20 protein-coding genes are annotated in these 24,637 nt (G+C 56.9%); 17 read left to right on the top strand and 3 right to left on the bottom strand.

All coding sequences use genetic code 11. The features are described from left to right. Positions 1–51: 51 nt before the first annotated feature. Both QZ177_RS02345 and QZ177_RS02340 read right to left on the bottom strand, forming a co-directional pair. Positions 52–1,290: an aspartate aminotransferase family protein gene (locus QZ177_RS02345; protein WP_294175492.1), complete on the bottom strand. Its 1,239-nt coding sequence runs from the start codon at positions 1,288–1,290 to the stop codon at positions 52–54. A 112-nt stretch (positions 1,291–1,402) separates the two neighbouring features. Further along, positions 1,403–3,352 (bottom strand): U32 family peptidase, encoded by a 1,950-nt coding sequence (locus QZ177_RS02340; RefSeq protein WP_037370147.1) that lies wholly within the window; start codon positions 3,350–3,352, stop codon positions 1,403–1,405. A gap of 258 nt (positions 3,353–3,610) precedes the next feature. On the opposite strand from QZ177_RS02340, the gene pheS reads away from it, so the two are divergent. The 13 genes from pheS to pepD all read left to right on the top strand — a co-directional run bounded on the left by pheS (position 3,611) and on the right by pepD (position 20,808). Continuing rightward, positions 3,611–4,639 (top strand): phenylalanine--tRNA ligase subunit alpha, encoded by a 1,029-nt coding sequence (pheS, locus tag QZ177_RS02335; protein WP_006192162.1) that lies wholly within the window; start codon positions 3,611–3,613, stop codon positions 4,637–4,639. Between the two features lie 17 nt (positions 4,640–4,656). Then, positions 4,657–7,089, top strand: coding sequence for a phenylalanine--tRNA ligase subunit beta (pheT, locus tag QZ177_RS02330; RefSeq protein ID WP_294175399.1), 2,433 nt, complete (start codon positions 4,657–4,659; stop codon positions 7,087–7,089). Positions 7,090–7,108: 19 nt separating this feature from the next. Next, positions 7,109–7,357 (top strand): cell division protein ZapA, encoded by a 249-nt coding sequence (locus QZ177_RS02325; protein WP_009646223.1) that lies wholly within the window; start codon positions 7,109–7,111, stop codon positions 7,355–7,357. 180 nt (positions 7,358–7,537) lie between these two features. After that, positions 7,538–8,239, top strand: a complete 702-nt coding sequence (gene cobI, locus QZ177_RS02320) for a precorrin-2 C(20)-methyltransferase (protein ID WP_294175398.1) — start codon at positions 7,538–7,540, stop codon at positions 8,237–8,239. 14 nt (positions 8,240–8,253) lie between these two features. Next, positions 8,254–9,210 carry an ABC transporter substrate-binding protein gene (locus QZ177_RS02315; protein WP_265071623.1) on the top strand — a complete coding sequence of 319 codons (957 nt, stop codon included), beginning with the start codon at positions 8,254–8,256 and terminating at the stop codon, positions 9,208–9,210. Next, a complete protein-coding gene (locus QZ177_RS02310; RefSeq protein ID WP_009646211.1) occupies positions 9,207–10,217 on the top strand; it encodes an iron ABC transporter permease in 1,011 nt (336 codons plus the stop codon). The genes QZ177_RS02315 and QZ177_RS02310 overlap by 4 nt, the downstream gene beginning before the upstream one ends. Next, positions 10,217–10,999: an ABC transporter ATP-binding protein gene (locus tag QZ177_RS02305; protein WP_009646216.1), complete on the top strand. Its 783-nt coding sequence runs from the start codon at positions 10,217–10,219 to the stop codon at positions 10,997–10,999. The genes QZ177_RS02310 and QZ177_RS02305 overlap by 1 nt, the downstream gene beginning before the upstream one ends. Positions 11,000–11,109: 110 nt before the next feature. Next, the gene (locus QZ177_RS02300) at positions 11,110–12,015 is read left to right on the top strand and encodes a LysR family transcriptional regulator (protein ID WP_264919106.1); all 906 of its coding nucleotides are present in this window, start codon (positions 11,110–11,112) and stop codon (positions 12,013–12,015) included. Between the two features lie 34 nt (positions 12,016–12,049). Then, positions 12,050–15,595: a chromosome segregation protein SMC gene (smc, locus tag QZ177_RS02295; protein WP_294175397.1), complete on the top strand. Its 3,546-nt coding sequence runs from the start codon at positions 12,050–12,052 to the stop codon at positions 15,593–15,595. A 28-nt stretch (positions 15,596–15,623) separates the two neighbouring features. Then, on the top strand, positions 15,624–16,547 hold the full coding sequence (ftsY, locus tag QZ177_RS02290) for a signal recognition particle-docking protein FtsY (RefSeq protein WP_006193029.1): 924 nt from the start codon (positions 15,624–15,626) through the stop codon (positions 16,545–16,547). Between the two features lie 123 nt (positions 16,548–16,670). Next, positions 16,671–18,488: a translational GTPase TypA gene (gene typA, locus QZ177_RS02285; RefSeq protein WP_006193030.1), complete on the top strand. Its 1,818-nt coding sequence runs from the start codon at positions 16,671–16,673 to the stop codon at positions 18,486–18,488. Between the two features lie 200 nt (positions 18,489–18,688). Then, positions 18,689–19,249, top strand: a complete 561-nt coding sequence (locus tag QZ177_RS02280; protein ID WP_265071619.1) for a cell division protein SepF — start codon at positions 18,689–18,691, stop codon at positions 19,247–19,249. Positions 19,250–19,359: 110 nt separating this feature from the next. Further along, positions 19,360–20,808, top strand: a complete 1,449-nt coding sequence (gene pepD / locus QZ177_RS02275; RefSeq protein ID WP_294175396.1) for a beta-Ala-His dipeptidase — start codon at positions 19,360–19,362, stop codon at positions 20,806–20,808. A 189-nt stretch (positions 20,809–20,997) separates the two neighbouring features. Here pepD and QZ177_RS02270 read toward each other — a convergent pair whose 3' ends face one another. After that, on the bottom strand, positions 20,998–22,128 hold the full coding sequence (locus QZ177_RS02270) for an acyltransferase (RefSeq protein ID WP_294175395.1): 1,131 nt from the start codon (positions 22,126–22,128) through the stop codon (positions 20,998–21,000). 210 nt (positions 22,129–22,338) lie between these two features. Here QZ177_RS02270 and murI point away from each other — a divergent pair, with 210 nt between their 5' ends. Genes murI through QZ177_RS02250 form a run of 4 tightly spaced genes read left to right on the top strand, consistent with a single transcriptional unit; the run spans position 22,339 to position 24,605 of the window. Beyond that, entirely contained in the window at positions 22,339–23,109 is a 771-nt protein-coding gene (gene murI / locus QZ177_RS02265) for a glutamate racemase (protein WP_294175394.1), read from the top strand. Between the two features lie 53 nt (positions 23,110–23,162). Beyond that, positions 23,163–23,555: a thioesterase family protein gene (locus QZ177_RS02260; protein WP_009646268.1), complete on the top strand. Its 393-nt coding sequence runs from the start codon at positions 23,163–23,165 to the stop codon at positions 23,553–23,555. After that, positions 23,552–24,304 carry an AzlC family ABC transporter permease gene (locus tag QZ177_RS02255; protein ID WP_294175393.1) on the top strand — a complete coding sequence of 251 codons (753 nt, stop codon included), beginning with the start codon at positions 23,552–23,554 and terminating at the stop codon, positions 24,302–24,304. Before QZ177_RS02260 ends, QZ177_RS02255 begins: the two co-directional genes overlap by 4 nt. After that, positions 24,294–24,605, top strand: a complete 312-nt coding sequence (locus tag QZ177_RS02250; protein ID WP_294175392.1) for an AzlD domain-containing protein — start codon at positions 24,294–24,296, stop codon at positions 24,603–24,605. Before QZ177_RS02255 ends, QZ177_RS02250 begins: the two co-directional genes overlap by 11 nt. Positions 24,606–24,637 lie beyond the last annotated feature (32 nt).

Here is a 24,637-nt window from a genome sequence, read left to right as displayed (position 1 = left end):
TCCCGCGAGTTTTGGCACTCGCGGGATTTTTTATGTGGAAGACTGCTGTTTCTACAACTTGAACTTCACCAACACGTGCTCAAGGGCATTGAGCACGTCGTTGATATTCTCTTCCGTGATGATGAGCGGCGGCTGGAACGCCATGACGTTTCTGGCGACGCCGTTCTTGCCGACGATGAAGCCGCGATCTTTGAGCTCTTCGAGCACTGTGTCCAGCTCTTCAGGGGCGGGGCGCTTGTCGCTGTGGACGAATTCTGCGCCCGTCATAAGGCCGAGGCCGCGGATGTCGCCGATGATCGGGTGGCGCTTCTGAATTTCGGCGAGTCCCTTGCGCAATTGTTTGCCGCGCGCTTCGGCATTTTCGGCGAGGTGATGCTCCTCGATGTAGTTGAGGACGGCGAGTCCTGCCGTACTCGAAACGGGGTTGCCTCCCAAGGTTGAGGCGCCGGGCTTCGTGTAGCTGTCAGCGACCTTGGCACTCGCGATGAAGGCGGAGATGGGCTGTCCGTTGCCGAGCGCCTTGGCGACGCACATGATGTCGGGCACGACGCCCGCGTGCTCGATGGCGAACATCCTGCCCGTGCGAGCAAATCCCGTCTGTACCTCGTCCGCGATGAAGAGACCGCCGTAGGACGAGATGATTTCTTTGACGCGCTGGAAGTATCCTTTAGGTGGCACGATGATGCCGGCGTTGCCCTGGATGCTTTCGGCGATGAAGGCGGCGGGCCTGCCGCTCGTCGCCGTCCGGATGATCGTCTCGACCTCATCGGCGCAGGCAAGGCCGCATTCTGGATGCGTCTTGCCGAGCGGACAGCGGTAGCAGTAGGGGTTCGGTGCAAACTGGATGCCGCCGACGGGGTTCGGATCGGTGCGCCACATGCCGATGCCCGTAAGGCTCATCGTGAGCTTTGTGCGCCCGTGCAGACCGTTTCGGAGTGCGATGAACTCGCTGCTTCCCGTGTGAATGGTCGCGAGCAGCGCAGCGCCCTCCGTCGCTTCCGTGCCCGTCGAGCAGAAGAAGCTCTTCTGCAGGTCGCCGGGCGTGATCTCGGCGAGTTTTTCGGCGAGGTTCACGAAGTTCTCCGTCAAGTAGATGTTGCAGACATGCTGCAATGTTTCGACCTGCTTTGTGACCTTCTCCGTAATCTCGGGATTGCAGTGGCCGCAGTTGATGACGGAAACACCCGCGAAACAGTCGAGATACTTCCTGCCCTCGCTGTCGAAGAGGTACTGCATGGAGCCGCGCACGATTTGGCGCGGCTCACGGTAGAAGTGGCCGAGACAGGGCATGATGTACTTCTTCTTCTTTTCGAGGATGGCTTCGGCACCGATGTATTCTTTCAAATAATGACCTCCTTAGGGGAGCGTGAACGAAATGAGCGTTGGATTCATCCGCGCTTTTTTAGATCGAATCCTTTGACTCGCGGAAACGGTAGATGCCGAGACCGAAAGCGCGCGGACTCTTTTCGGCGAGTGCGGCGAGCGCGGATTCATCGAAAGCCTTTTCCCCGCGCGAGAGCGCATCGAGCGCCTCGCGGTACGTCTTCGTGACGAGAGAGACAAGCGCAGGCGCGTAGTCCTGCGCCTCAATGCGGTAGGAGGCGATGCCGTTGAACTTCTCAAGGTACGGATAAAGACACAGATCCTTCGCGAAGTAGAGGTGGTTGCGCCCGAACTGGTCGATGCGGATGGAATGAACCTCGCCCGCCCTGTCGCGCAGTGCATAGCGGCGATCGAGAAATTCGGGATTCTTCAGCGGGTCGTAGTTGCCCAAGGACATCTCGGGCAGGTTGTGATCGAGGATCATGGATTCGTAAGAGCCATGCACGACCGTTTCGATGGGAAGTTCCGAGGCTTCAACGAGGCTTCGAAGCTGCTCGAAGGAAAGCTCGAAGGAGGATGCCGCCATGGCAAGACCGTTTTCCTTGAGGAACTTCGCGGCGAGATGGTTGAAGAGGTTGAACGAGAGATCGGCCTGCACGGGCAGGCTCGTGATCGTCTGGGCGAGGCGCAGCGAGCCGAGGTTGCTGACAAGGACACCTGCGGGCTGCAGGCGTTCGAGTGCCGTGAAGAACTGCTCGAGCTCGCCGCATTCGCGGCGCATCGTTGTGCGCGGCGTATTGACAAAGACCTTTGCGCCCGATTCATTCGCCGTTTCGATGACAGATTCGATGTCCGTGAGCCGCCACGGCTTCTTCGGGCGGAATGCCTCGCCGCCGACGTAGACGGCATCGGCGCCGCTCTCGATGGCGGCGCGTGCGCCTTCGATGTCGCCGACGCGCACCGAGAGACGGCGATGGGGCGCATTCTCGCGTGCGATGGGGCGCTCCGCCTTCAGAATGTCGTCCTGGAAGCCCGGCTCCTTCACGGCCTCGCTGAAGAAGCGAGGTTCTCGCGTGCCGTCAAAGCCGATGTCGCGTGCTGTCGTCGGCCCTAAGGCGAACGTCGTCGTGAAGTCGCGCGCACGGTTGTCGAAGAGGTCGCGCCAGCCCGCTTCGTCGACTTGGTAGCCGAAAGGATCGGCGATGTAGCTGTCAATCGCCTTGCGGTAGGTGCGCACGATGCGGCGGATGAACTCCGCCGGGCGCATGCGTCCCTCGATCTTGAAGGAGTGAACGCCTGCCTGAATGAGCTCGGGGATGTTGCGATACATGCACATGTCCTTCAAAGCGAGCTTGTACGGGCCTTCGCTCTCGGCATCCAAGACCTCGCCCGTCTCCTCGTCGATCAGCTCATACGCCCAGCGGCAGGGCTTCAGACAGCGGCCGCGGTTGCCGCTCTGACCGAAGAGCACGCCCGAATGGATGCACTGGCCGCTCTCGGACATGCACATGTCGCCGTGCATGAAGTATTCGACTTCTAGCCCCGTGCGTTCCTTGAAGAGGCTCAGTTCAGAGAGCGTCATCTCGCGCCCGACAACGATGCGCGTGATGCCGTATTCCTTGAGTTTTTCAATCGCCGCCTCGTTGTGCGTATTCATCATGACCGAGGTGTGCAGCGGGATGTCGATGCCCAGTTCCTTTTTCAGCTCAAGCACGGCGAAGTCCTGCACGAGGATCGCGTCGGGGCGGATCTCCTGCAGGTAGAGCAGATATTCGCGCAGGGCGGGAAGCTCTTCCTCGCTGATGAGATTGTTCAAGGTGATATAGAGCTTGACGCCGTGTTCGTGCGTAAAGTCGACGGCTTTTTTCAGCATCTCGTTGTCGAAATTCGTATCGCCGTGGTGCATGCGCATATTGAAGTGCTTGCCGCCCAGATAGACGGCATCCGCGCCCGCCTCGACAGCCGCGACGAGGGCATCCCAGGTGCCGGCCGGTGCGAGAAGCTCCACGCAATTACGGGTTAATAGCATATTTTTTTCATGCTCCTTTGCTCATGATTTTTCCGTTTAACGTATAGTATACCATATTTCTAGCCTTTCTGGCGAATTTCCGTAAAAGATTTGCCTTTTCTTCCCTTCTGTAATATACTTTTATCAGTATTGCAACAATAATGAACGGCTGGGCGCGATGCCCCGAAGTGCTTGGGGGCGGCGACACGAACCTTCGCCCCTTGGCGGGGGCGGAGGTTTTTGCTTTGCCGTTTTGCAGCTTGGGAGGTCATTTCATCTATGGAAGGCAAGATAGCGAAGATTCGCGAGGACGCCGTTGCAGCCATCGAAGCGGCGGGCGTGACGCTCGCAGATCTTGACGGCATCCGCGTCAAGGTGTTCGGCAAGAAGGGCGAGCTGACGGCGATCCAACGCGGCATGGGAAAGCTCGACCCTGCGGAGAGACCGCGTCTCGGGCAGATCGTCAATGAGGCGCGCGCGGCGATTGAAAGCGCGTTGGAGAAGAAGCGTGCGGCGCTTGCCGAAGAGGCGCTTGCCGCGAAGCTTGCAGGTGAGAAGATCGACGTGACGCTTCCCGGGCGGCGCGAGCCTCTGGGGCATCTGCATCCTCTGACGGTCACGATGGAGCGCATCAAGAGCATCTTCATGGCGATGGGCTACAGCGTCGAAGAGGGGCCGGAAATCGAACGTGACCACTACAATTTCGAGGCGCTGAACTTGCCCAAGGATCATCCGGCGCGCGATATGCAGGATTCCTTCTACATCACGGAGGACATTCTCATGCGCACGCATACTTCTCCCGTGCAGGCGCGCACGATGCAGGCGCACGAGCCGAATTCGCCGATCCGGATGATCGCTCCCGGCAGGGTCTATCGCCGCGACGATTACGACGCGACGCATTCGCCTATGTTCACGCAGGTTGAGGGTCTTGTCGTCGACAAGGGCATTCGTTTCTCTGACCTCAAGGGAACGCTCGAAGACTTTCTGCGTCAGATTTTCGATGAAAAGGCTCGCGTGCGCTTTCGTCCGAGCTTCTTCCCATTCACCGAGCCGAGCACGGAGGTTGACATCTCGTGCGTCATGTGTCACGGTGAGGGTTGCCGCGTCTGCAAGGGCACGGGCTGGCTAGAGATCCTCGGTGCGGGCATGGTGCATCCGAACGTCCTCAAGATGAGCGGCTACGATCCCGAGAAGGTCGCGGGCTTCGCCTTCGGCATGGGGGTCGAGCGCATCGCCATGCTTTCCTACGGCATCGACGATCTGCGGCTCTTCTATGACAACGATGTGCGCTTCTTGCATCAGTTCTGAGGGGGAGGAAAAGTTTCATGCAGGTATCGATCGAATGGCTTCATGATTATATAGATTTCAAGGAGACGGCAGAAGAACTCGCCGACAAATACACGATGGCGGGCGTGCCCGTGGAGAATGTCGTGCGTGCGGACAGCGGACTGGACAAGGTCGTCACGGGACGCATCGAAAAGCTTGAACCGAATCCCGACTCCGACCATCTTCTCGTCTGCCGGATGAATGTCGGGCAAAAGGAACTCGTCACGATTCAGACGGGCGCGGACAACGTGCATCAAGGTGACATCGTTCCCGTCGCGCTCGTCGGCGCGCATCTGCCGAACGGCTTGAAGATTGCGAAGGGCAAACTGCGCGGCATCGTGTCGAACGGCATGCTTTGCTCCGCCGGCGAGCTGAAGCTCGATGAATCGAATCTGACAGAGGAGCAAAAGGACGGCATCTACATCCTGCCGCCCGATACGCCCGTAGGGATTCCGGCGAGCAAGGCATTGGGACTCGATGGCGTCGTCCTAGAATTCGAGCTTACGGCGAACCGCGGCGACTGCTTCAGTGTCTTGGGGCTTGTGCGCGAAGCCGCCGTGCTCACGGGAGGCGAGGCGAAGTTCCCTGAGATTCGCGTCGAAGAAGACGCCTCCGTCAAGGCTTCTGACCTCATCGAGATCGGCATAGCGGCGCCCGAGCTTTGCAGTCGCTTCTCCGCGCGCGTCCTGCAGAACGTCAAGATCGCGCCGTCGCCCGCATGGATGGCGAAGCGGCTGGAAGATGCAGGCATCCGCGCCATCAACAATGTCGTCGACGTCACGAACTTCGTCATGTTGGAATTCGGCCAGCCCATGCACGCCTACGATTGGGTGCAGATCGCGGGGAAGAAGCTCACGGCGCGGCTTGCGGCAAAAGGCGAGGAGCTTCATACGCTCGACGATTCCTCACGCCGCGCCAAGGGAACGGAACTCGTCATTGCCGATGCGGAAAAGGCCGCGGGTCTTGCCGGTGTCATGGGCGGTCTGGAATCGGAAGTCACCGACGCGACGCAGACTGTCGTCCTGGAGGCCGCCGCGTTCAACGGCGCGAGCATTCGCCGCACGAGCCGCGCTCTTGGCCTTCGCTCCGAGGCGTCGGGGCGCTTCGAGCGCGGCGTCGACGTCGCGCATACGGTGCGTGCGCTCGATCGTGCAGCGCAGCTCCTGCAGCAGATGGGCGCCTGCACGGTTGCCTCGGGCGTCGTCGACGTATATCCCGCGCCGAAAGAGCCAGTGGAAGTCACGTTCACCGCGGCGGCGGTCAATGCGCGTCTCGGCACGGAGATCGAAGGTGCGGAGATGAAGCGCATCCTCGAAAAACTCGGCTTCGCCGTGCGCGAGGAGGGCAGCTCGTACATCGCATGTGTGCCCTCGTGGCGCAGCGATGTGACCTTAATGGAGGACATCTCTGAAGAAGTCGCGCGCATCCACGGCTACGACAAGATTGCCGCGACGCGCCCGCGCGGCGAAGCCGTGCAGGGACGCCAGAGCGAGAGGCTCGCATTCATCGGCCGCATCAAGGAGATTCTCACAGGACTCGGCATGACGGAAACCGTGTCCTTCAGCTTCACGCATCCGAGCATGTTCGACAAGATGCAGGTGCCGCAGGCGAGCTCCCTGCGCCGCGCCGTGCCCATCATGAATCCGCTGACGGACGAATATCCGCTCGTGCGCACGACGCTCCTTTCCAACCTCTTGGAAAACGCACAGCGCAACTTCTCGCGCAAGAACGAAGATCTGCGCCTCTTCGAGGTCGCGCCGATCTTTGTGCCGAAGGAGCTGCCCGTGACGGAGCAGCCCGAGGAAATCATGAAGCTCGCAGGGTTTCTTGCAGGCAGACGTCATCCGATCGGCTGGAATCAGGACAATGAAGCCGTCGATTTCTACGATGTCAAGGGCGTCGTGGAAGAACTCCTCGCGCGTCTTTCCATCGCCAACTATACGGTGGAAAGCGGCGAACACTTCGCGCTGCATCCGGGGAAGACGGCATTCTTCAAGAAGGGCAGGGAGGTCATCGCCGTGCTCGGCGAGGTGCATCCTGCTGTCCTGAAAGCGCTCGGCATCCACAAGAAAGCATACATCTTCGAGATGGACGTCGAGACCTTGCTCAAGTATCGCGCGAAGAACTTCCGCTATGAGCCGCTGCCGCGCTTCCCCGCGATCTCGCGCGACCTCGCACTGCTCGTCGACGAGCAGACGGATGCGGCGCGACTCGCACGCACCATCGAAAAGAGTGCGGGCAAGTTCTTCAAGGATCTGCACCTCTTCGACGTTTACACGGGCGAGCAGGTCGCCGAGGGCAAGAAGAGCATGGCATTCAGCGTCGACTTCCAGTCGGCGGACAAGACCTTGAAGGATGAAGAAGCCGACGAAGCCGTAGCGAAGATCTTGGCGGCGCTCCAAAAAGAATGTGGCGCTGAGCTTCGCGCCTGAAAAGACAGCGGGTGAAACGATGGAAAAGAAGAAGGTAGTCGTTGAGATATTCGGCGAAGTGTATCCGCTCAAGAGCGATGAACCTGCCGACTATGTGCGCCAGCTTGCCAAGCTCGTGGATGACAACATGCGCGACGTCGCCAAAAAGACCCGCAGTTTCTCGGGCACGAAGATCGGCGTGCTCGCCGCTTTGCAGCTTGCCGATGAATACTACAAGCTGAAGAAGGATTACGACGAATTGCTCGCCCTTTTGGAAGAGCCGAAATAGGCAAGAGATGAATGTTTGTGATGCCTCTGCAGTCTCCTAAACATGACCTTGCCATTCCTTGAAGGAATGGTATATAATGGCGAGAGGGAATTGCCCCCAGAGGCGAATATGAACCGCTCGAAGCTGGTGCAGTTGTGCCCGCTCGGGCGGTTCTTTTGTAGAAGCAATAGGAGGTATGGTATGAAGGGAACATTTTTCGGCATTGGCGTGGGACCGGGTGACCCCGAGCTTTTGACGGTCAAGGCAATTCGTGCGATGGAGAAGGCAGATGTGCTCATCGCGCCCAAGACGGAGAAGAAGGACGGTAGCGTCGCGCTTTCCATCGCGCGTCCTTACTTGAAGAAGGATATCGAGATCGTCTATCAGGTCTTTCCGATGGTTGCGAATTTTGCCGAGTCCACGAAAGCATGGGAGGAGAACAAGGCGGAGATTCTCGCACTCTTGGAGGTGGGAAAGAATGTGGCGTTCCTGACCTTGGGCGATCCGATGTTTTACAGCACTTACATCTATGTCTATCGTCTGCTTGAGCATGAAGCGGTGACGATCGAGACGATTCCGGGGATTCCGGCGTTCTGCGCCATTGGCAGCAAGCTCGGCTATCCGATCGTCGAGGGAAACGATATTCTTTCCATCATTCCGGCGACGGCTTCGCCCGAGAAGATTGCCAAGATCCTGCCCGTGACGGACAATGCCGTCCTGATGAAAGTATACAAGAACTTCCCCGAAATCGCTGATATGCTCAGCGAAAGCGGCTTGGCGAAGGATGCCGTGATGGTGAGCCGCTGCGGCCTGCCCGATGAGGAACGCATCGATGATATCGAGGCGCAGAAGGATAAGAAGGTCAATTACCTGTCGACGATTCTGACGCGACGCAATGCTTGAAGGAGGTCTTGAACATGTGCGGAAATTTTTATAGGGCGTTTGCTCTTTCCCTTTTGGTCGTGATGCTTGCAATTCTTGCAGGATGCGGTGCGAAGGAAGCGGCGAAGACGGAACAGGGCGCAAATTTTGCCGTAATCAAGGACGATATGGGGCGCGAGGTCGCACTTGGAAAGAAGCCGGAGCGCATCGTCGTGCTGTCGGCATCGTTCCTTGAGCCGCTTCATGCCGTGGGCGGCGATGTCGTTGGCCGGCCGGATTCCAAGACGAAGATGCCCGATTATGCCAAGGACAAGGCAAGCGTTGGCGAGGTCTACCAGATCGATGTGGAGAAGGTGCTCGCTTGTCAGCCCGATCTCGTCATCGTCAATAAGGGCATGAACGAAAAGCTCCTGTCGACGCTTGAGGCAAATGGGATTCCGTCCATCGTCATCGACATGAAAAGCTACGAGGACGTGAAGCGCGAGGTCAGGATTTTTGCGCAGGTCACAGGAGAAAAGGAGAAGGGCGAGACGCTTGTCAAGGAGATGGACGAGAAGATTCAGGGCGTCCTTGCACGCGTGCCAAAGGAGAAGAAGCGTGTCGCCATCCTGCACAGCACGTCGCAGGGCTTGAGCGTGCAGCTCGACGGCAGCATCGCAGGCTCCATCGTCAAGATGCTCGGCTGGGAGAACGTGGCGAGCGGTATGACGCCGCTGGAGAAGAATCCCGATGCTGCGCCATACAGCATGGAAACTCTCGTCGAGCAGAATCCGGACATCATCTTTGTCACGAGCATGGGCAAGATGGATGAGATCAAGAAAAATATGGAAAAGACGATCGCTGAAAGTCCCGCGTGGCAGAGCATTCCTGCAATTCAGCAGGGAAAACTCTATTACCTGCCGCAGGATCTCTTCCTTCTGAGTCCCGGACTGCACTATCCTGAAGCCTTCGAGATGATGGCGAAGCTCATCTATCCTGAGGTATTTCCATGAGCGGTGCGGAAGGTGCGGAAACAAAATTCAGCGCTTTCAGGCGGCGAATATCCATCGTGGCGGTATTCGCCGCTTTGGCATGCGTCGGCTTCGTCTTGAGCATCATGAAAGGATCTGTCGAAATTCCCGCAGCAGAAATAGGACAGACGCTCACAGAGGGCGTTGAGGGTGTGCACGCGCAGATCCTCATGAATATCCGTCTGCCGCGCACGATCGTGGCGGCGCTCGTCGGCGTCCATTTATCGCTTTCAGGCGCTATTTTGCAGGCGATCATGAAGAATCCCCTCGCCGACCCGCACATCATCGGCATCTCGTCGGGGGCGGGACTTGCGGGCATCTTTGTCATGCTCGTCTTTCCCGGGCACGAGGCCTTCGTGACGCCCGCCGCCTTTCTCGGCGCGATGGCGGCCGCTGTCGCCATCTACTTGCTCGCTTGGAAGAACGGCATCCGGCCGATCCGCATCATCCTGGCGGGCGTCGCCGTCTCGGCTTTTCTCGGCGCGGGCATCTCCGCCCTGATGATCTTTTACAGCGACCGCGTGCACGGCGCCTTGATGTGGATGGTAGGCGGTCTGTCGGCGCGCAGCTGGCCGCAGGTCGACATGATCTTCCCGTATACGATTGTCGGTCTCGTGCTCGCCCTCGCCTTCTCGCGTAAGCTCAATATCCTGCTCCTGGGCGATGAGATCGCGCGGAGTCTCGGCCTTCGCGTCGAGGTCACGCGCCTTTTGCTCACGGCGATCGCGGCTCTTCTGGCAGCGAGCGCCGTTGCCGTCGTTGGACTCTTGGGCTTTGTCGGACTCATCGTGCCTCATGCGGCTCGGCTTCTGGTCGGCTCGGACTATCGCTTCCTTCTGCCCGCGTCCGCGCTCTTGGGCGCGGCTGTCGTGACTTTGAGCGATACGTTCGCACGCACGGCATTTGCGCCTGTCGAACTGCCTGTCGGCATCCTCATGGCTGTCCTCGGTGCGCCGTTCTTCTTGTTTCTGTTGAGGAGGGAACTTTGATGTCTGTGACGGTTCGCCATCTTTCGGTGGCGCTCGCAGGAAAGACAATCCTGCACAATCTGAACGTCGAATTTCCCGTCGGCAAGCGCACGGCGATCATCGGCCCGAACGGCGCGGGAAAGTCGACGCTTCTGCGCGTGCTTGCCGCCTTGAATCCCAAGTACGAGGGCGAGGTGCTGTTGGACGGCACAGACATCCATGCCATCCCTCGAAAATCGTTGGCGAAGCGCCTCGCCATCCTGCCGCAGGGACTTGCTGCTCCGCCTGATCTCACGGTGGAGGCGCTCGTCGACTATGGCCGCTATCCGTACCGCAGCTGGCGCACGATCGGCCGCTCGAAGGAAGATCGCGAGGCTGTCGCACAGGCGCTGGCCGAGACACGGCTGGAAGCGATGCGCACCCGTCAGGTCATGTCGCTTTCGGGCGGCGAGCGTCAGCGCGCCTGGATCGCCATGGCGCTGGCTCGCCAGCCCGAATACCTGCTGCTCGATGAGCCGACGACATACCTCGACATTGCGCATCAGCTTGAAGTCATGGAAATCATCAAGCGGCTCAATCGAGAGCATGCGATGACCGTCATCATGGTGCTGCATGACATCAACCATGCTTTGCAGTATGCGGACGAGATCGCCGTCATCAAGGATCGGCAGATTTTCAGCACGGGAACGCCGCATGATGTGCTGAACGTCGCGATGCTCGCTGAGGTCTTCGGCGTGCGCGCCGACATTTTTACCAATAGTCAAGGAGCGCAGGTGCTGTCGCCTGTTTCGCTCGTGCGGTAAATGTCGTGTCAGGATTTTAATGACGATATGTCGTTTCCTATGGAATTTTCTCTATAAGATTCCTCACAGTTATGGTATAATACCTAGTGAGAACTGGAGGAGGGAATAGCTTGGAAATTCGACAATTGGAATATTTTTGCACGCTCGCCCATCTCGAAAACTTCACGCGCACGGCGGAGGCTCTCCACGTTTCCCAGCCGTCTGTCACGAAGGCGATCAAATCGTTGGAGTCCGAGATTGGCCTGATGCTCGTCGATCGTCGGCAGAAGCGTGTGTCTTTGACGATGGAGGGAAGGGCGTTTCTGCTTCATGCGGAGGAGATCATGCAGGCGGTCGAACGTGCGGAGCAGGATATGCTGCGTTTTCGCCCCGATGCTCGGCGGACGGTTCACTTCGGTCTGCCGCCGATGCTTGAGGCGTATCTTTTTCCGGACTTTTTTACGAAGTTTACGGCGGCGCATCCCGACATCAATCTCGATGTTTGCGAATACGTTGATTCCGTCGAGGTCAGGGCGAAGGTGGAGGAAGGGCTGCTCGACTTCGGTGTCGTGCTTGCGCCCGCAGTTAAGACGCACCGCAATGAGATGGCTGTGCTCAAGGATAAGATGGAACTGTGTCTGCCGCTCGATCATCCGTTGACGGCGCGTGAGCATGTGGCCGTCGCCGACCTCCGTCGTGAGAAGTTCATCATGCAGCAGCCGAATACGTATCAATACGATACGGTCTATCGCAGCTGTGTGGAAAACGGTTTTACGCCCGAGATTTTGCTTTGTACGTCGCAGCTCAAGACGATCAAGCAGCTCGTCGCGAACAGCCTCGGCATATCGATTTTGCCGGATTTTGTGACGCGCAGCGAGACGATCTTTGCACGTCGTCCCCTTGTGCCGGAGATGGAAATCCAGGTCAATCTTTTCTGGAGTCCGCAGAAGCGCCTGAGCGAGACGGGACGCAAGGTCGTTTCCTTCATGGAGGAGTACACGACGACGGATGAGTTCAGGGAACGTTTTCGCCAGTGAGGCGATGTAAGAAATATGGGCTGGTGAAAAAGTTTTGCAGTTGAAACGCCTCGAAGCCTACGGCTTCAAATCGTTTGCCAATAAAATCGAGATCGAGTTCCATGCGGGCGTTACGGCGATTGTCGGGCCGAACGGCAGCGGCAAGAGCAACGTCACAGATGCGGTGCGCTGGGTGCTCGGCGAGCAGAATGTGCGCGCCCTGCGCGGTTCGAAGGCCGAGGACATCATCTTTACGGGCAGTGCGACGCGGCGTGCCATGGGCGTTGCAGAAGTCTCCCTCTTCTTTGAAAATGAAGGGGATATGCCCGTTGATTACCGCGAAGTCGTCGTGACGCGCCGTCTTTTCCGCTCGGGCGAGAGCGAGTTCTTCATCAATAAGTCGCGCTGTCGCCTGAAGGATATCAGCAACCTTTTCGCCGATACGGGACTCGGGCGCGATGGCATGAGCGTCATTGGTCAGAACCGCATCGATGAGATCCTGAACAGCAAGCCTGAGGAGCGTCGCCTTTATTTTGAAGAAACGGCGGGCATCACGAAGTACCGCAACCGCAAGCGCGAGTCGATGCGAAAGCTGGAAGACATGCAGGGGAATCTCGTGCGCGTCAGCGACATCATGCAGGAGATCGAAGGGCAGCTCGAACCGCTTGCCGAGAGCGCAGAGAAGACGCGCCGCCACGATGAGCTGCAGACGGTCTACAGGCGCTGCGCCTTGACGGAACTTTTCCAGCGTGAGGGTCAGCTCAAGAAAGAGCGTGCAGACAGCGCGGGCAAGATTGAGGCGATGCGCGATGAGGCTCTGGCTGCCGAGACGCAGGTGCGCTTGCTGGATGTGAAGAAGGAAGAACTCGATCAGGCGATCCTCGTTCTGGAAGAAAAACTGCAGGAGCAGGCGGAGAAGAACAACGCGCTGAGGACGCAGATCGAGCAGGCAAACAGCGAAATCGTCATCTTGGAGGAGCGAGCACATCAGCATGACGCCTTGAAGGCGCGTCTCCTCCAACAGCGTGCGGATTTCGAGAGCACTGCCGGCGAAGCTGCTGCTGAGAAGCAGCGGCTCTTTGCTGTCGAGAAGGAACTTCTTGAGAAGCATGCGGCGATTGATGACGCCATAGCGAAGGACCGCGGCTCGCTCAAGGCTCTGGGCGAGAAGCTGCGCGAGGTCAAGGAGAAGCATCGCACGCTCGCGGACAAGAAGGATGCGGCGCAGCGCGACATGCTCGCGCGGGAAAATGAGCTTCTGCTCATTGAGCATGAGTTGGAACGGTATTCGACGAGCGGCACGGAACGTGCCGATGAGCTGGAAAGAGCGACAGCGGCAGTTGACGCTCTGACGACTGAGGCGAAGGCAATCGGCGAAGAGCGACGCCGGCTCGAAGAAGAGCGCAGGACACTCGAAGAAGAACGCACGAAGAAGACGCAAGAGAAGGAGCATTTGGACGAGAAGCTCCGCACGCTGCTTCATGCGGAGAACCGTACGAAAGAAGAGCTGCACGCCGATGAGAACAAGCTCAAGTTCCTGCGCAACATGCAGGCGTCGTACGAAGGTTTCGCGCGCGCACCGAAGGCTGTACTGCAGGCGAAGGAACCTTGGCAGAAGGGCGTCGCGGGCGCTGTCGCCGAGCTTGTTTCCGTGCCGCATGAGTACATCCGCGCCGTCGATGTAGCCTTGGGCAGCAGTCTGCAGAACATCGTGACGGAGGATACGGATACAGCGAAGGCCGCCATCGCCTTTCTGAAACGCGCACGTTTGGGACGCGTGACGTTCCTGCCGCTTTCGACGCTCGTCGTGCGCCGCTCGCAGGATGAGGCGGCGAAGAGGGAAGCGGGCGCCATAGGCTTTGCCAATGAGCTGGTCGGTGCGGATGCGAAGTACCGGAAAGTCGTGGACTTTCTGCTGGCCCGCACGCTCGTTGTCGATACGCTCGATCACGGTCTTGCCATCGAGAAGAAGATGGGGTGGCGGCTGCGCATCGTGACGCTTGACGGCGAGTTGCTGAATCCCGGCGGCTCGCTTTCGGGCGGCGGCAGGCAAGGGCAGGAGACGAGCTTTCTCAATCGCGGCGGTGAGATCGAGCGCTTGGAAAAGAGCGTGCGGGACGCGGAAGAAAAGCTTGCTGCGCTTTTGAAAGAGCGCACGCTTTTTGACAAGGCGGCGAAGGAAATGGCCGAGGCGCTGGAATTTGTTGCCCGCTCCTTGCAGCAAAAGGATGTGTATGAAGCGGAACTGCGCGTCAAGGATGAACGCATCGCCGAGGCGCGAAAAGAGAAGGAAAAGGCGAGAGAGACGCTTAAAAAGCTTGCAGAAGAGGCTGAAATGACCTTTTCCAAGGCGCAGGCGAAGAAGAATGACGCCGTGCAGCAGGCGAAGGCCGCGCGCCGCTTGTACGAGAAGATGGAGCGGGAGACAAAGGAGAGCGAGGAAGAGCTCGACGATCTTGAGCAGGATGCTGATGACCTCAGCAAGTATATCAACGAGCGGGAGCTAAAGCGCGCCGTCCTTGAGCAGGAGAAAATCCGTGCGCGTGAGCAGGCGCTCTTAAAAGAGAAGGAAGAGACGAGAGCGAAGGAGCAGGCGGAAAAAACGCGTGAGGAAGAAATTGCGCTGAATGAAGAACAGAGCAACGGCGGCACGAAGCGCGAGGAAATCGCCGCGCGGGTTGCTGCGTGGCAGGAAAAGCATGCCGAGGGAAAAGCCGCCTACGACAAGCAGTATCAGGAAAAACTCGAACGTCATGCGGAAAACCAAGAGAATGACAAGGCGGCGAGGGCAGCAGGGCAACGACTCTCAGAGATGCAGGGCAAGCTGCATCAAATGGAAATTGCTGCCGCCGAGGTGCATGTGAAGCTTGAGCAGGTGCAGGCGGAGCTTTTGGAGCAGTATGGGCATACATGGGAAACGGCAGCGGAAGAGGCGCTCGATCTGACGGGCACGGAGCTTAAGAAGAAGATGCAGGACATCTCCCGTGCGCTCGCAGAACTCGGTCCCGTCAATCCCAACGCCATACGCGAGCATGAAGAGCTTGTGGAGCGCCATGAGTTCATGGGCAAGCAGGCGGCGGATCTCGAAGCAGCGCGCGAAAATCTCATGGCGATGATTCATGAGATGGACGTGACGATGACGCGCCAGTTCAAGGCGGCGTTCGAAGAGATTCGCGGCTATTTTGCCGACATATTCGTGCGCCTCTTCGGCGGCGGCAAGGCGGAGCTTTTTCTGACCGATGAGAAGGATGTGCTCCATGCTGGTGTGGAAATTGAGGTGCAGCTGCCGACGAAGAAGCGCCAGAATCTCTCCGTACTTTCGGGCGGTGAGCGTGCCCTGACGGTCATCGCATTGCTCTTTTCCTTTTTACGCTACCGTCCCGCGCCATTTTCCGTGCTCGATGAGATCGATGCACCGCTTGATGAGGCGAATGTCGCTCGTTTCGGCAAGTTCCTCGGTGAATTTGCTGAAAATACGCAGTTCATCGTCGTCACGCACCGAAAAGGGACGATGGAAGCAGCTGATTTCATGTACGGCATCACCATCGAGGATGCAGGCGTGTCGCGCGTTCTTTCCGTGCGCCTCGACGAAGCGATTTGAGGGAGCACGTTGATAAATTGGAGGTATTATGGGATTTTTTGACCGATTGAAAAAGGGGCTTGCCAAGACGCGCGAGACCTTTACGAACAAGATTGAAAAACTCATCATCGGCTATGCGGATATCGATGACGATCTGCTCGATGAGTTGGAGGAAACTCTGATCATGTCCGATGTCGGCGTGAAGACGACGGAAAGACTCATGGCAGATGTGCGAAAGGGCATCAAGAAGAAAGACATCAATACGCCGGAAGATTTGAAGCCCTTCCTCGCTGAGAAGATTTCCGAAATCCTTTCAACAGGTTCGGACGAAACGCGGATTGCTTCCGCAGGGCCTACGGTGCTCCTCGTCATCGGCGTCAACGGCGTCGGCAAGACGACGACGATCGGCAAGCTCGCCGCCTACTATAAGGAGCAAGGCAAGTCCGTCATGCTCGCTGCCGCCGACACCTTCCGCGCTGCCGCTATCGATCAGCTGCAGATTTGGGGCGATCGCACGGGTGTTCCTGTCATTCGCCACGAGGAAGGCTCCGATCCTGCCGCCGTCGCCTTCGATGCGGTCAAGGCGGCGAGGGCGCGCAGCATCGACGTCTTGATCATTGATACGGCGGGGCGTCTGCATACGAAATCGAACCTGATGGAAGAGCTGAAGAAGATCAATCGCGTGATCCAGCGTGAGATTGCTGAGGCGCCGCATGAGACGCTGCTCGTCCTCGATGCGACGACGGGGCAGAATGCGATCAGTCAGGCAGATCTTTTCCAAAAAGCGGCGGCAATCACGGGCATCGTTCTGACGAAGCTTGACGGAACGGCGAAGGGCGGTGTCATCATCGGCCTGAAATCGGAGCTTTCCATGCCGGTGAAATGGATTGGCGTCGGCGAGGGAGTCGACGATCTGCGCCCGTTCATCGCCAAGGATTTCGCGCGCGCCCTCTTCGGGCTGAATGCGGAATGAATCGCTGCAGGATGCAGAAAGCAAACGTATTTTCGGCATGGAAAATGATTTGACATTGCAGGACAACTATAATAAAATTGTACTGCTATAGGTGAAACATATTTAGGAGGACATCGGACAAAAATGAGTGTAAATGAAAAGTTGAGGAATATCGCGATCATCGCCCACGTCGACCATGGAAAGACGACGCTGGTTGACGCCATGCTGCGGCAGAGCCATGTTTTCCGCTCGAACGAGCAGGTGGCAGAGCGCGTCATGGATTCCGGGGATTTGGAGCGCGAGCGCGGTATTACGATTCTTTCCAAGAATACCTCGATCCTCTACAATGACGTGAAGATCAACATCGTCGACACGCCGGGTCATGCGGATTTCGGCGGCGAGGTGCAGCGTGTGCTCAACATGGTGGATGGCGTGCTGCTGCTTGTTGACGCCTTCGAGGGTCCGATGCCTCAGACGAAGTATGTCTTAAGGAAGGCGCTTGAGCAGAAACTTAAGCCCATCGTCGTCATCAACAAGATCGATCGCCCTGATCAGCGTGTTGATGATGTTTATGATGAAGTTCTTGAGCTTTTCATGGAGCTTGATGCGGACGATGAGCAGCTGGACTTCCCTTGCATCTACGCAACGGCGCGCGAAGGCATTGCGAAGTACAACATGGAAGACGAGAGTGACAACCTCGTCCCCTTGCTGGAAACCATCATTAAGGACATCCCTGCCCCTTCGGGTGATGCAGATGGTGCGCTGCAGATGATGGTTACGACGCTCGAAGCTGATGAGTATGTCGGCAAGGTTGCCGTCGGCCGAATCATCCGCGGCGGTGTGAAAACGAACCAGAGCGTCGCTCTCTTGAGCGGCGACCATGAGTCGAAGGCGCGCGTCGGCAAGATCTTCGTCTATCAGGGCTTGAAGCGTGTCGAGGTACCTGAGGCACAGATGGGCGATATCGTTGCCCTGACGGGTCTTGGTGATGTCAGCATCGGCTATACGGTGGCGGATGCGGAAAATCCCGAAGCTCTGCCGACGATCAATATCGACGAGCCGACGCTTTCCATGACCTTCGGCGTCAATACGAGTCCCTTTGCCGGCAGGGAAGGGCAGTTTGTTACCTCGCGCCATCTGCGTGACCGTCTCTTCAAGGAAGTGGAGACGAATGTCAGCCTGCGCGTGGAGGAGACAGATTCCGCCGATGTCTTCAAGGTATCGGGACGCGGCGAACTGCATCTTTCCATCCTCATCGAAACGATGCGCCGCGAAGGCTATGAACTTCAGGTCGGCAAGCCCGAGGTCGTCTACAAGACGATCAACGGGCAGAAGTGCGAGCCGATGGAAAACTTGACGATCGAAGTTCCCCAGGAGTATATGGGGGCGGTCATGGAGTCTCTGGGCACGCGCAAGGCGGAGCTTTCCAATATGACGGAGGTTTCGGGCTACATGCGCATGGAGTTCGTCATTCCTGCACGCGGACTCATCGGCTTCCGCTCGGAACTTTTGACGAATACGAAGGGAAATGGCATCATGAACCATGTGTTCTGCGGCTACGTCCCTTTCAAGGGAGACATCCCTGGGCGCACGCGAGGCTCGCTCGTCGCCTTCGAGCAGGGGGAGACGACGGGATATGGCATCTACACGCTGCAGGATCGCGGCACGATGTTCATTTCGCCGGGTCAGCAGGTCTACGAAGGCATGATCGTCGGCGAAAATTCGCGCGAACTCGACATCGACATCAATCCGTGCAAGAAGAAGAATGTTTCCAACATGCGCACGTCTTCTTCCGATGAGGCAATCCGCCTTGTGCCGCCGCGCATCTTGAGTCTTGAGCAGGCGCTTGAGTACATCAACGAGGATGAACTTGTCGAGGTCACACCGGAAAATATCCGCTTGCGCAAGGCGATACTCGATCGTACGGCTCGCGGACGTGCGAATAAAAATGCACGAAAGTAACAGCAATGGCAGGACTTTTCGATGGGAATATCTATCTTATGCGCCCATCGGGAAAACTTTTTCCAGAGGCTTAACTTTTTTTAGAGGATTTCCGAAAGAAAGAGCGAACATAATAAGCATGATTCATTAAGAGGTTTCCAATCATTTGTTCGGTTTATTTTGTCGCTATCATGGAATTATTACGCTGGAGGCGGAGTGCGGTGGATTTTTTGAAAAGGGTGACGGACTTCCTCATGCCCGTGGAGGAAGAAGAAGTCGTCAAAACAGAGTCGGCAAGGAAAGAGGAGCAAGAAGAGGAACGTATGATGAGCGCTGACTCTTATGAGGAACGCAAGGTTTCTAACGGTGCATCAATTTCCTATGCGTCGGCAGAGCCGCCGATGTATCCATCTGCGTCGGAGCTGCGCCGCCCGCGCTATACGACGGCGGTGCATGCGCCGCGCACGCGTGTGACGGTTCAGCAGGAGCGTCCGAAGCTGACGGTTCATACGACGCAGATTCCTTCGCTCAACGTGAAGATCTATGTGCCGCGCAGTTTCGATCAGGTTCAGGAAATCGCCGATGATTTGAAGGCCGGCAGGGCGGTGCTCGTGAATTATGAGCGCGTTGAGCTTGAGGAGCAGTGCCGTCTCTGCGATTTCATCAATGGTGTGTGCTACATTATGAACGGTGAAGTCAAGCGCGTTTCCACGGCCATGGTGCTCTATGCGCCGGATGGCGTGAACGTCTACGAGGCTGAGCCGATTCCCTTGCAAGATTGAATATGAGGTGTCAGGAGGCTTTCCTTGCGGATGCAGGGAATGGATGCTTCCTTGGGCAGGGCAGTCAGGCTTGATTGCCCTGCCTTTTCTATGGAAAGAAGGAGCGACTTATGAAAAAGAGCGATATTTTAGAAAGTGTCATGAAAGAGTTTCGTGCCCTCGCCGCGATTCCGCGCCCATCGGGACACGAGGAGGCAGTCAGCGACTATCTCCTCGCACATTTGCGCGAGATGGGGCTTGAGGTCGTGCAGGATGAGAGGAACAACATCATCGCCGATCTTGCCGCTGCGCCAGGCAGAGAGAATGCCCCGCGCGTCATTCTCCAAGGGCACATGGATATGGTTTGTGTCGCTGCACCGGGCGTCGCTTATGATCCGCTGCACGATGCCATCCGACTTGTGGAAGAGGGCGATGTCCTGCATGCGGAAGGGACGAGCCTTGGGGCGGATGATGGCATCGGCGTCGCCATCATCCTGCACATCTTGCGCCACGTGAAGGAGAACGGCCCCGTGCGTGCGATCTTCACCGTTGACGAAGAACGCGGCATGACGGGCGCCATCCACTTGGCGGAGAAATATCTGAAGGATGCGCAGTATCTGATCAACTGCGATTCGGAGAATCTCGATGAGCTTTGTGTCGGCAGTGCGGGCGGAGTCGATCTGACATTTTCGCGCACGATGAAGTTTGTTGCTGCTGCGAAGGGAAAAGCGTGGCAGATTGCCGTCGAAGGACTAAAAGGCGGACACTCGGGCGAGGAGATAGGTGAAGGACGCGCCAATGCACTGCGTCTATTGTCCTTGGCGCTGGCAGGACTGCAGGAGGCAGGCGTGGATTTCTCACTTGCCTCGCTTACGGGCGGCAAGGCGAAGAATGCGATCGCGTCGGAGGCGGAGGCAATCGTCGTGACAGAGGCGACGGAGGAAGCCCTGCGCGAAGCCTTGGGGCAGGAAGAAGAGAAGTTTCGTCGGACGTACAGCGTAACAGAGCCGTCGCTTAAGTTGTCACTTGCAGAAGCGCCGCATACAGAGAAGACTTTTGCGCCAGAGGATGCAGCAAACTTGCTGCGCATCCTGCGCCTTTTCCATACGGGCGTCTACCAGATGTCCGCCGTCACGCCAGGCATGGTGGAAACCTCTGCGAATCTCGGCGTCGTGCGCATGGAGGGTGCGGATATCGACATCGACTTTTATCCGCGTTCCAGTGTGGAGGGCAAGCTCTTTGAATTTTGCCGCATGGCGAAGGATCTGGCAGAACTTACGGGCTTTGCGCTTCATATCGGCACGATTGCGCCGAGTTGGGACGAAGACATGGACAATCCGCTCGCGAAACTCATCGCGGAGGTTTTTGAGCAGCGCATGGGCAAGCCGATGAAAGTCGAGACAATTCATGCGGGGCTGGAGTGCGGTTGGTTCTATCGTAAGAATCCGCAGATGAAGTTCGTTTCCGTCGGCGTGACGACGCACGACATTCACAGTCCTAAGGAAAGTCTTGAACTGCCAACCGTAGTGCCGTTGGTAGAAATTCTTTCTCAGACATTGAAAAAACTCGCTGAGCAATAACGCTCGGCGAGTTTCCTCAAATGCTTATGGAATCACTGATAAATTCAGCTACCCATCTTCACACATCTACACTGTCCTGTCGTCGTCGACAAATCCTCGACGTAGCCACTGCTACGCCTGCGGTTTGTCTCCTAGACAGGAACAGCGTATCTGTGCAAATCTGGGCAACTTCATTTTATCAGCGTTTCCTTATTTTTTCTTTGAAGCGGCAATGCCTAAGGTGAGCATGTTCAGCATGGGGAATCGTTCTCCGATGGAGCGGGTGATTGCAGCCGCTGCTATGGAAAGGACGACAGTTGCGAGATAAAAGGCGATTGCCTTGGGTGCTGTCATGATGATGCCGCGCCTTTCGAGCGCAAGCATCATGTAGCCGATGAAGAGAGGGTGGACGAGGTAGGCGAAGTACGAGTGCCTTCCTAGGAGAGAAAAGAGGGAGTTGAGTATCTGCGGATACCGCTGCTCGGTGAAAATCGTGAAGAAGAAGAGGGATGCGGCTAGGGTGTAGACGATACCGAGCGGACAAAGCTGATGCGCCGTGTTGATGGCGTCCATCTGCGTGTAATTGCGGAAGGAGAGCAGAAAGTAATAATAGCTGAGCAGTCCCATGAGGGACACCGCGAAGAAGAGACAGATGCTCTTTCGCTTGTTGTGCATGAATGCCTTGAAAGCGTCGAAATGCACGGCGAGGTAGCCGCCGATGATGAAGATGAAGACGTAGTGGAGCACCCAATAATTGAGGCGATAGAGCAGGAAACTCTTGAGCACGGGATTTTCCATGCCGTAAACCATGGTATTGAAAGGGACATTGAAACTCGAAAAGTAGTCGAAGGCGACCTGCAGCGCGAAGAGGAGCAGAAGCCCCTTGCCGTTGATATGCTTTACTATGGAAATCCAAAGCGGCATGAGGAGGTAGAACCAAATGAGGATTACGAGGAAGTAAAGCTGGTACTTGGCATTGCCGAAGAAAATGAGGGACGCGAGCGAGAGCGGCGCTGGAAAGCCGACGCCATAAAGCCAGCCGTCATGCAGGAGGTAGAAGAGAGACCAGACGAGATACGGCAGGACGACGGCACGCGAGCGCTTTTGCAGGAAGTGGCGATAGCTGAAAGGCTTGTCCAAATCCATATTGTAAAAGATGCCGAAAGCGGAAATGAAGAAGAAGATGGGCACGCTGAAGCGTGTGGCAATCTCGAAAAGCGCTGTCAGATGTGCGTTGGATGCGGGATTCATCAAGTATTGTGAGCCGACATGGATGCCGATGACGCCGAGCATGGAAATGCCGCGGATATATTCGATGGCGGCGAGATGTTGTTTTGCCATAGAGAAACCTCCTGCAGGGATTTTTGTGTGATGTGCTTTTTAGGGAGCGCTGATAAATGAAGTCGCCAGCTTTGCTGTCCTCAAAGGTTACTATATATTTTTTCTTCCGTCTTGTAAAGGAAACAATGCTTGCGGTTGATTTTTCGCGACAAACTCATTAGAATATGTAAGAGGCGGATTCTTGCGTATGGGAAGGATGCATTGGACGACGTGAAAAAAGAGCAGCCCATCGGTGTTTTTGATTCAGGACTCGGCGGCATCAGCGTGCTGCGCGAGCTTGTTTCTCTTTTGCCGAAGGAGGATTTCATTTATTTTGGTGATGCCGCCCATGCGCCTTATGGCGAGCGAACGGAGCGAGAGATTCGCGCCTTGACGACGGCGCAGATCGACCGCATGGCGGCAGAGGGTGTCAAAGCCGTCGTGCTTGCCTGCAATACGGCGACGAGCGCCGCCTGTGCGCCGCTGCGCCGAAGATACAGGCAGATGCCGATCATCGGCATGGAGCCGGCATTGAAGCCTGCAATCTTGAACGGTGAAAAGCCGCGCGTCGTCGTCATGGCGACGCATGCGACGCTTAGACAGAAGAAGTTTGCACGTCTCATGGAGCGATTCAAAGATGCAGGGGATATCGTCAAGCTGCCATGCCCTGAGATTGTGGAATTCGTCGAGTGTGGCGAGATTCACTCGGCAGCTCTGCACGAGTATCTGGAAGAGCGATTTTCGAGCGTATCGCAAGAGCCTATTGACTGCGTCGTCCTTGGCTGCACGCATTTTCCCTTTGTGCGCGAGGCGATTCAAGATGTCGTGGGTCAGGCCGTGCAGATTTTTGACGGTGCGGCGGGTACGGCTCGCGAACTCAAGCGTCGCCTGTTGGAAGCCGATGCTCTGCGGGAAAGCGGGCAGAAGGGTGTGATCGAGTGGCTGAGCAGCAGCAGCGATCCGAACTATATCGAGCGTGCAAAGATGCTCTATGAGTTATGAGGGTCAGATAATTCTTAGGATACTGTGGAAAATTTTTATAGGGGGAATTCACCATGGTGGAAACGAAGATTGAAGTAGGTATGAAGCGCGAAGCTGCAGCAAAAGTGACGGAGGAGAACACCGCCATCGAGATGAAGAGCGGATCTTTGCCCGTATTCGCCACACCTGCGATGACGGCTCTGATGGAGCAGGCGGCGGCGGAACTCGTCGACGAACTTGTGCCGTCCGATTGGACTTCGGTGGGCATTTCGCTCAATATTCGTCATAAGGCGGCGACGGCTCTGGGACGCAGTGTGCACGCCGAAGCGGAGGTCAAGAGCTTCGACGGACGTCAGGTTACATTTGCCGTCAAGGCTTTTGACGAGGCGGGGGAGATCGGTGAGGGGCTTCATGAACGCGTTCTCGTGAACCGCGAGAAGTTCATGAGCAAAGTGTCGGCGAAATGACGGGAGCGCCCATCGGTGAGAAAACGAATCGGCAGCTTTTCCGCGAAGGCATGCGCGACGGCACTCCGATTGCGCTCGGATATCTCGTCGTGAGCTTTACGCTCGGCATAACGGCGCATAATGCGGGTCTTGATGCTGTTGACGGCTTTGTTGTGAGCTTATTTAACCTCGCTTCGGCGGGAGAGTATGCAGCATTCACCGTCATCGCTGCGGACGCTCCGTATTGGGAAATGGCGGCGATCACGCTCGTGGCGAATGCGCGCTACATGCTCATGAGCTGTGTGCTCAGTCAGAAGTTTTCACCTGCGACGCCTTTTTATCACCGTATGGGAGTAGGCTTCGGCATTACGGATGAGATCTTTGGTATATCGATTTCACGTCAAGGCTTCCTGCGGCCTGCTTACAATTATGGAGCGATGTCGCTCGCCGTACCCGTTTGGGCTTTGGGGACGTCTCTTGGCATTGTGGCGGGCGACATCCTGCCGCCGTCCTTGCTCAGCGCATTGAGCGTGGCGCTCTACGGTATGTTCATTGCCATCATCATTCCGTCGGGGAAAGAGAACAAGATTGTCTTGGCGCTTGTATTCATCAGCTTCGCCATGAGCTTTTTGGCGGCGAACCTGCCGTTTGTTTCGGAGCTTTCCGCATCGTCGCGGACGATCGTTCTTACGGTGCTTCTTTCAAGTGCGGCGGCATGGCTCTTTCCTTTGCGGGAGACGGAGGAAGGGGAAATGATGGATGAAGCATGACGTTTTCCTTTACATCCTCGTCATGACTGCCGTGACACTCGCCATTCGCCTCGTGCCGCTGACGCTTCTGCGCCGCCCGATCAAGAGCTGTTTCCTGCGCTCTTTTCTCTACTATGTGCCTTATGTGACCTTGGCCGTCATGACCTTTCCTGCCATTGTCGACGCTACACAGATGCCGGCAGCAGGTGTGGCAGCTCTTTTGGCCGGCATTTCGCTCGCTTGGGTGGGTGCGAGCCTTTTTCAAGTCTCCGCTGCCTGCTGTGTTGTCGTTTTTCTGTTTGAACTTGTCCTCCTTAAATAAAGAGCCGCACAATGCTTCTTGTATTTGGCATT

The sequence above is a fragment of the uncultured Selenomonas sp. genome (assembly GCA_905372355.1).
Taxonomy (GTDB): domain Bacteria; phylum Bacillota; class Negativicutes; order Selenomonadales; family Selenomonadaceae; genus Selenomonas.
The sequence above is the reverse complement of the archived record's forward strand: the minus strand, read 5'-3'. Positions and strand labels throughout refer to the sequence as shown.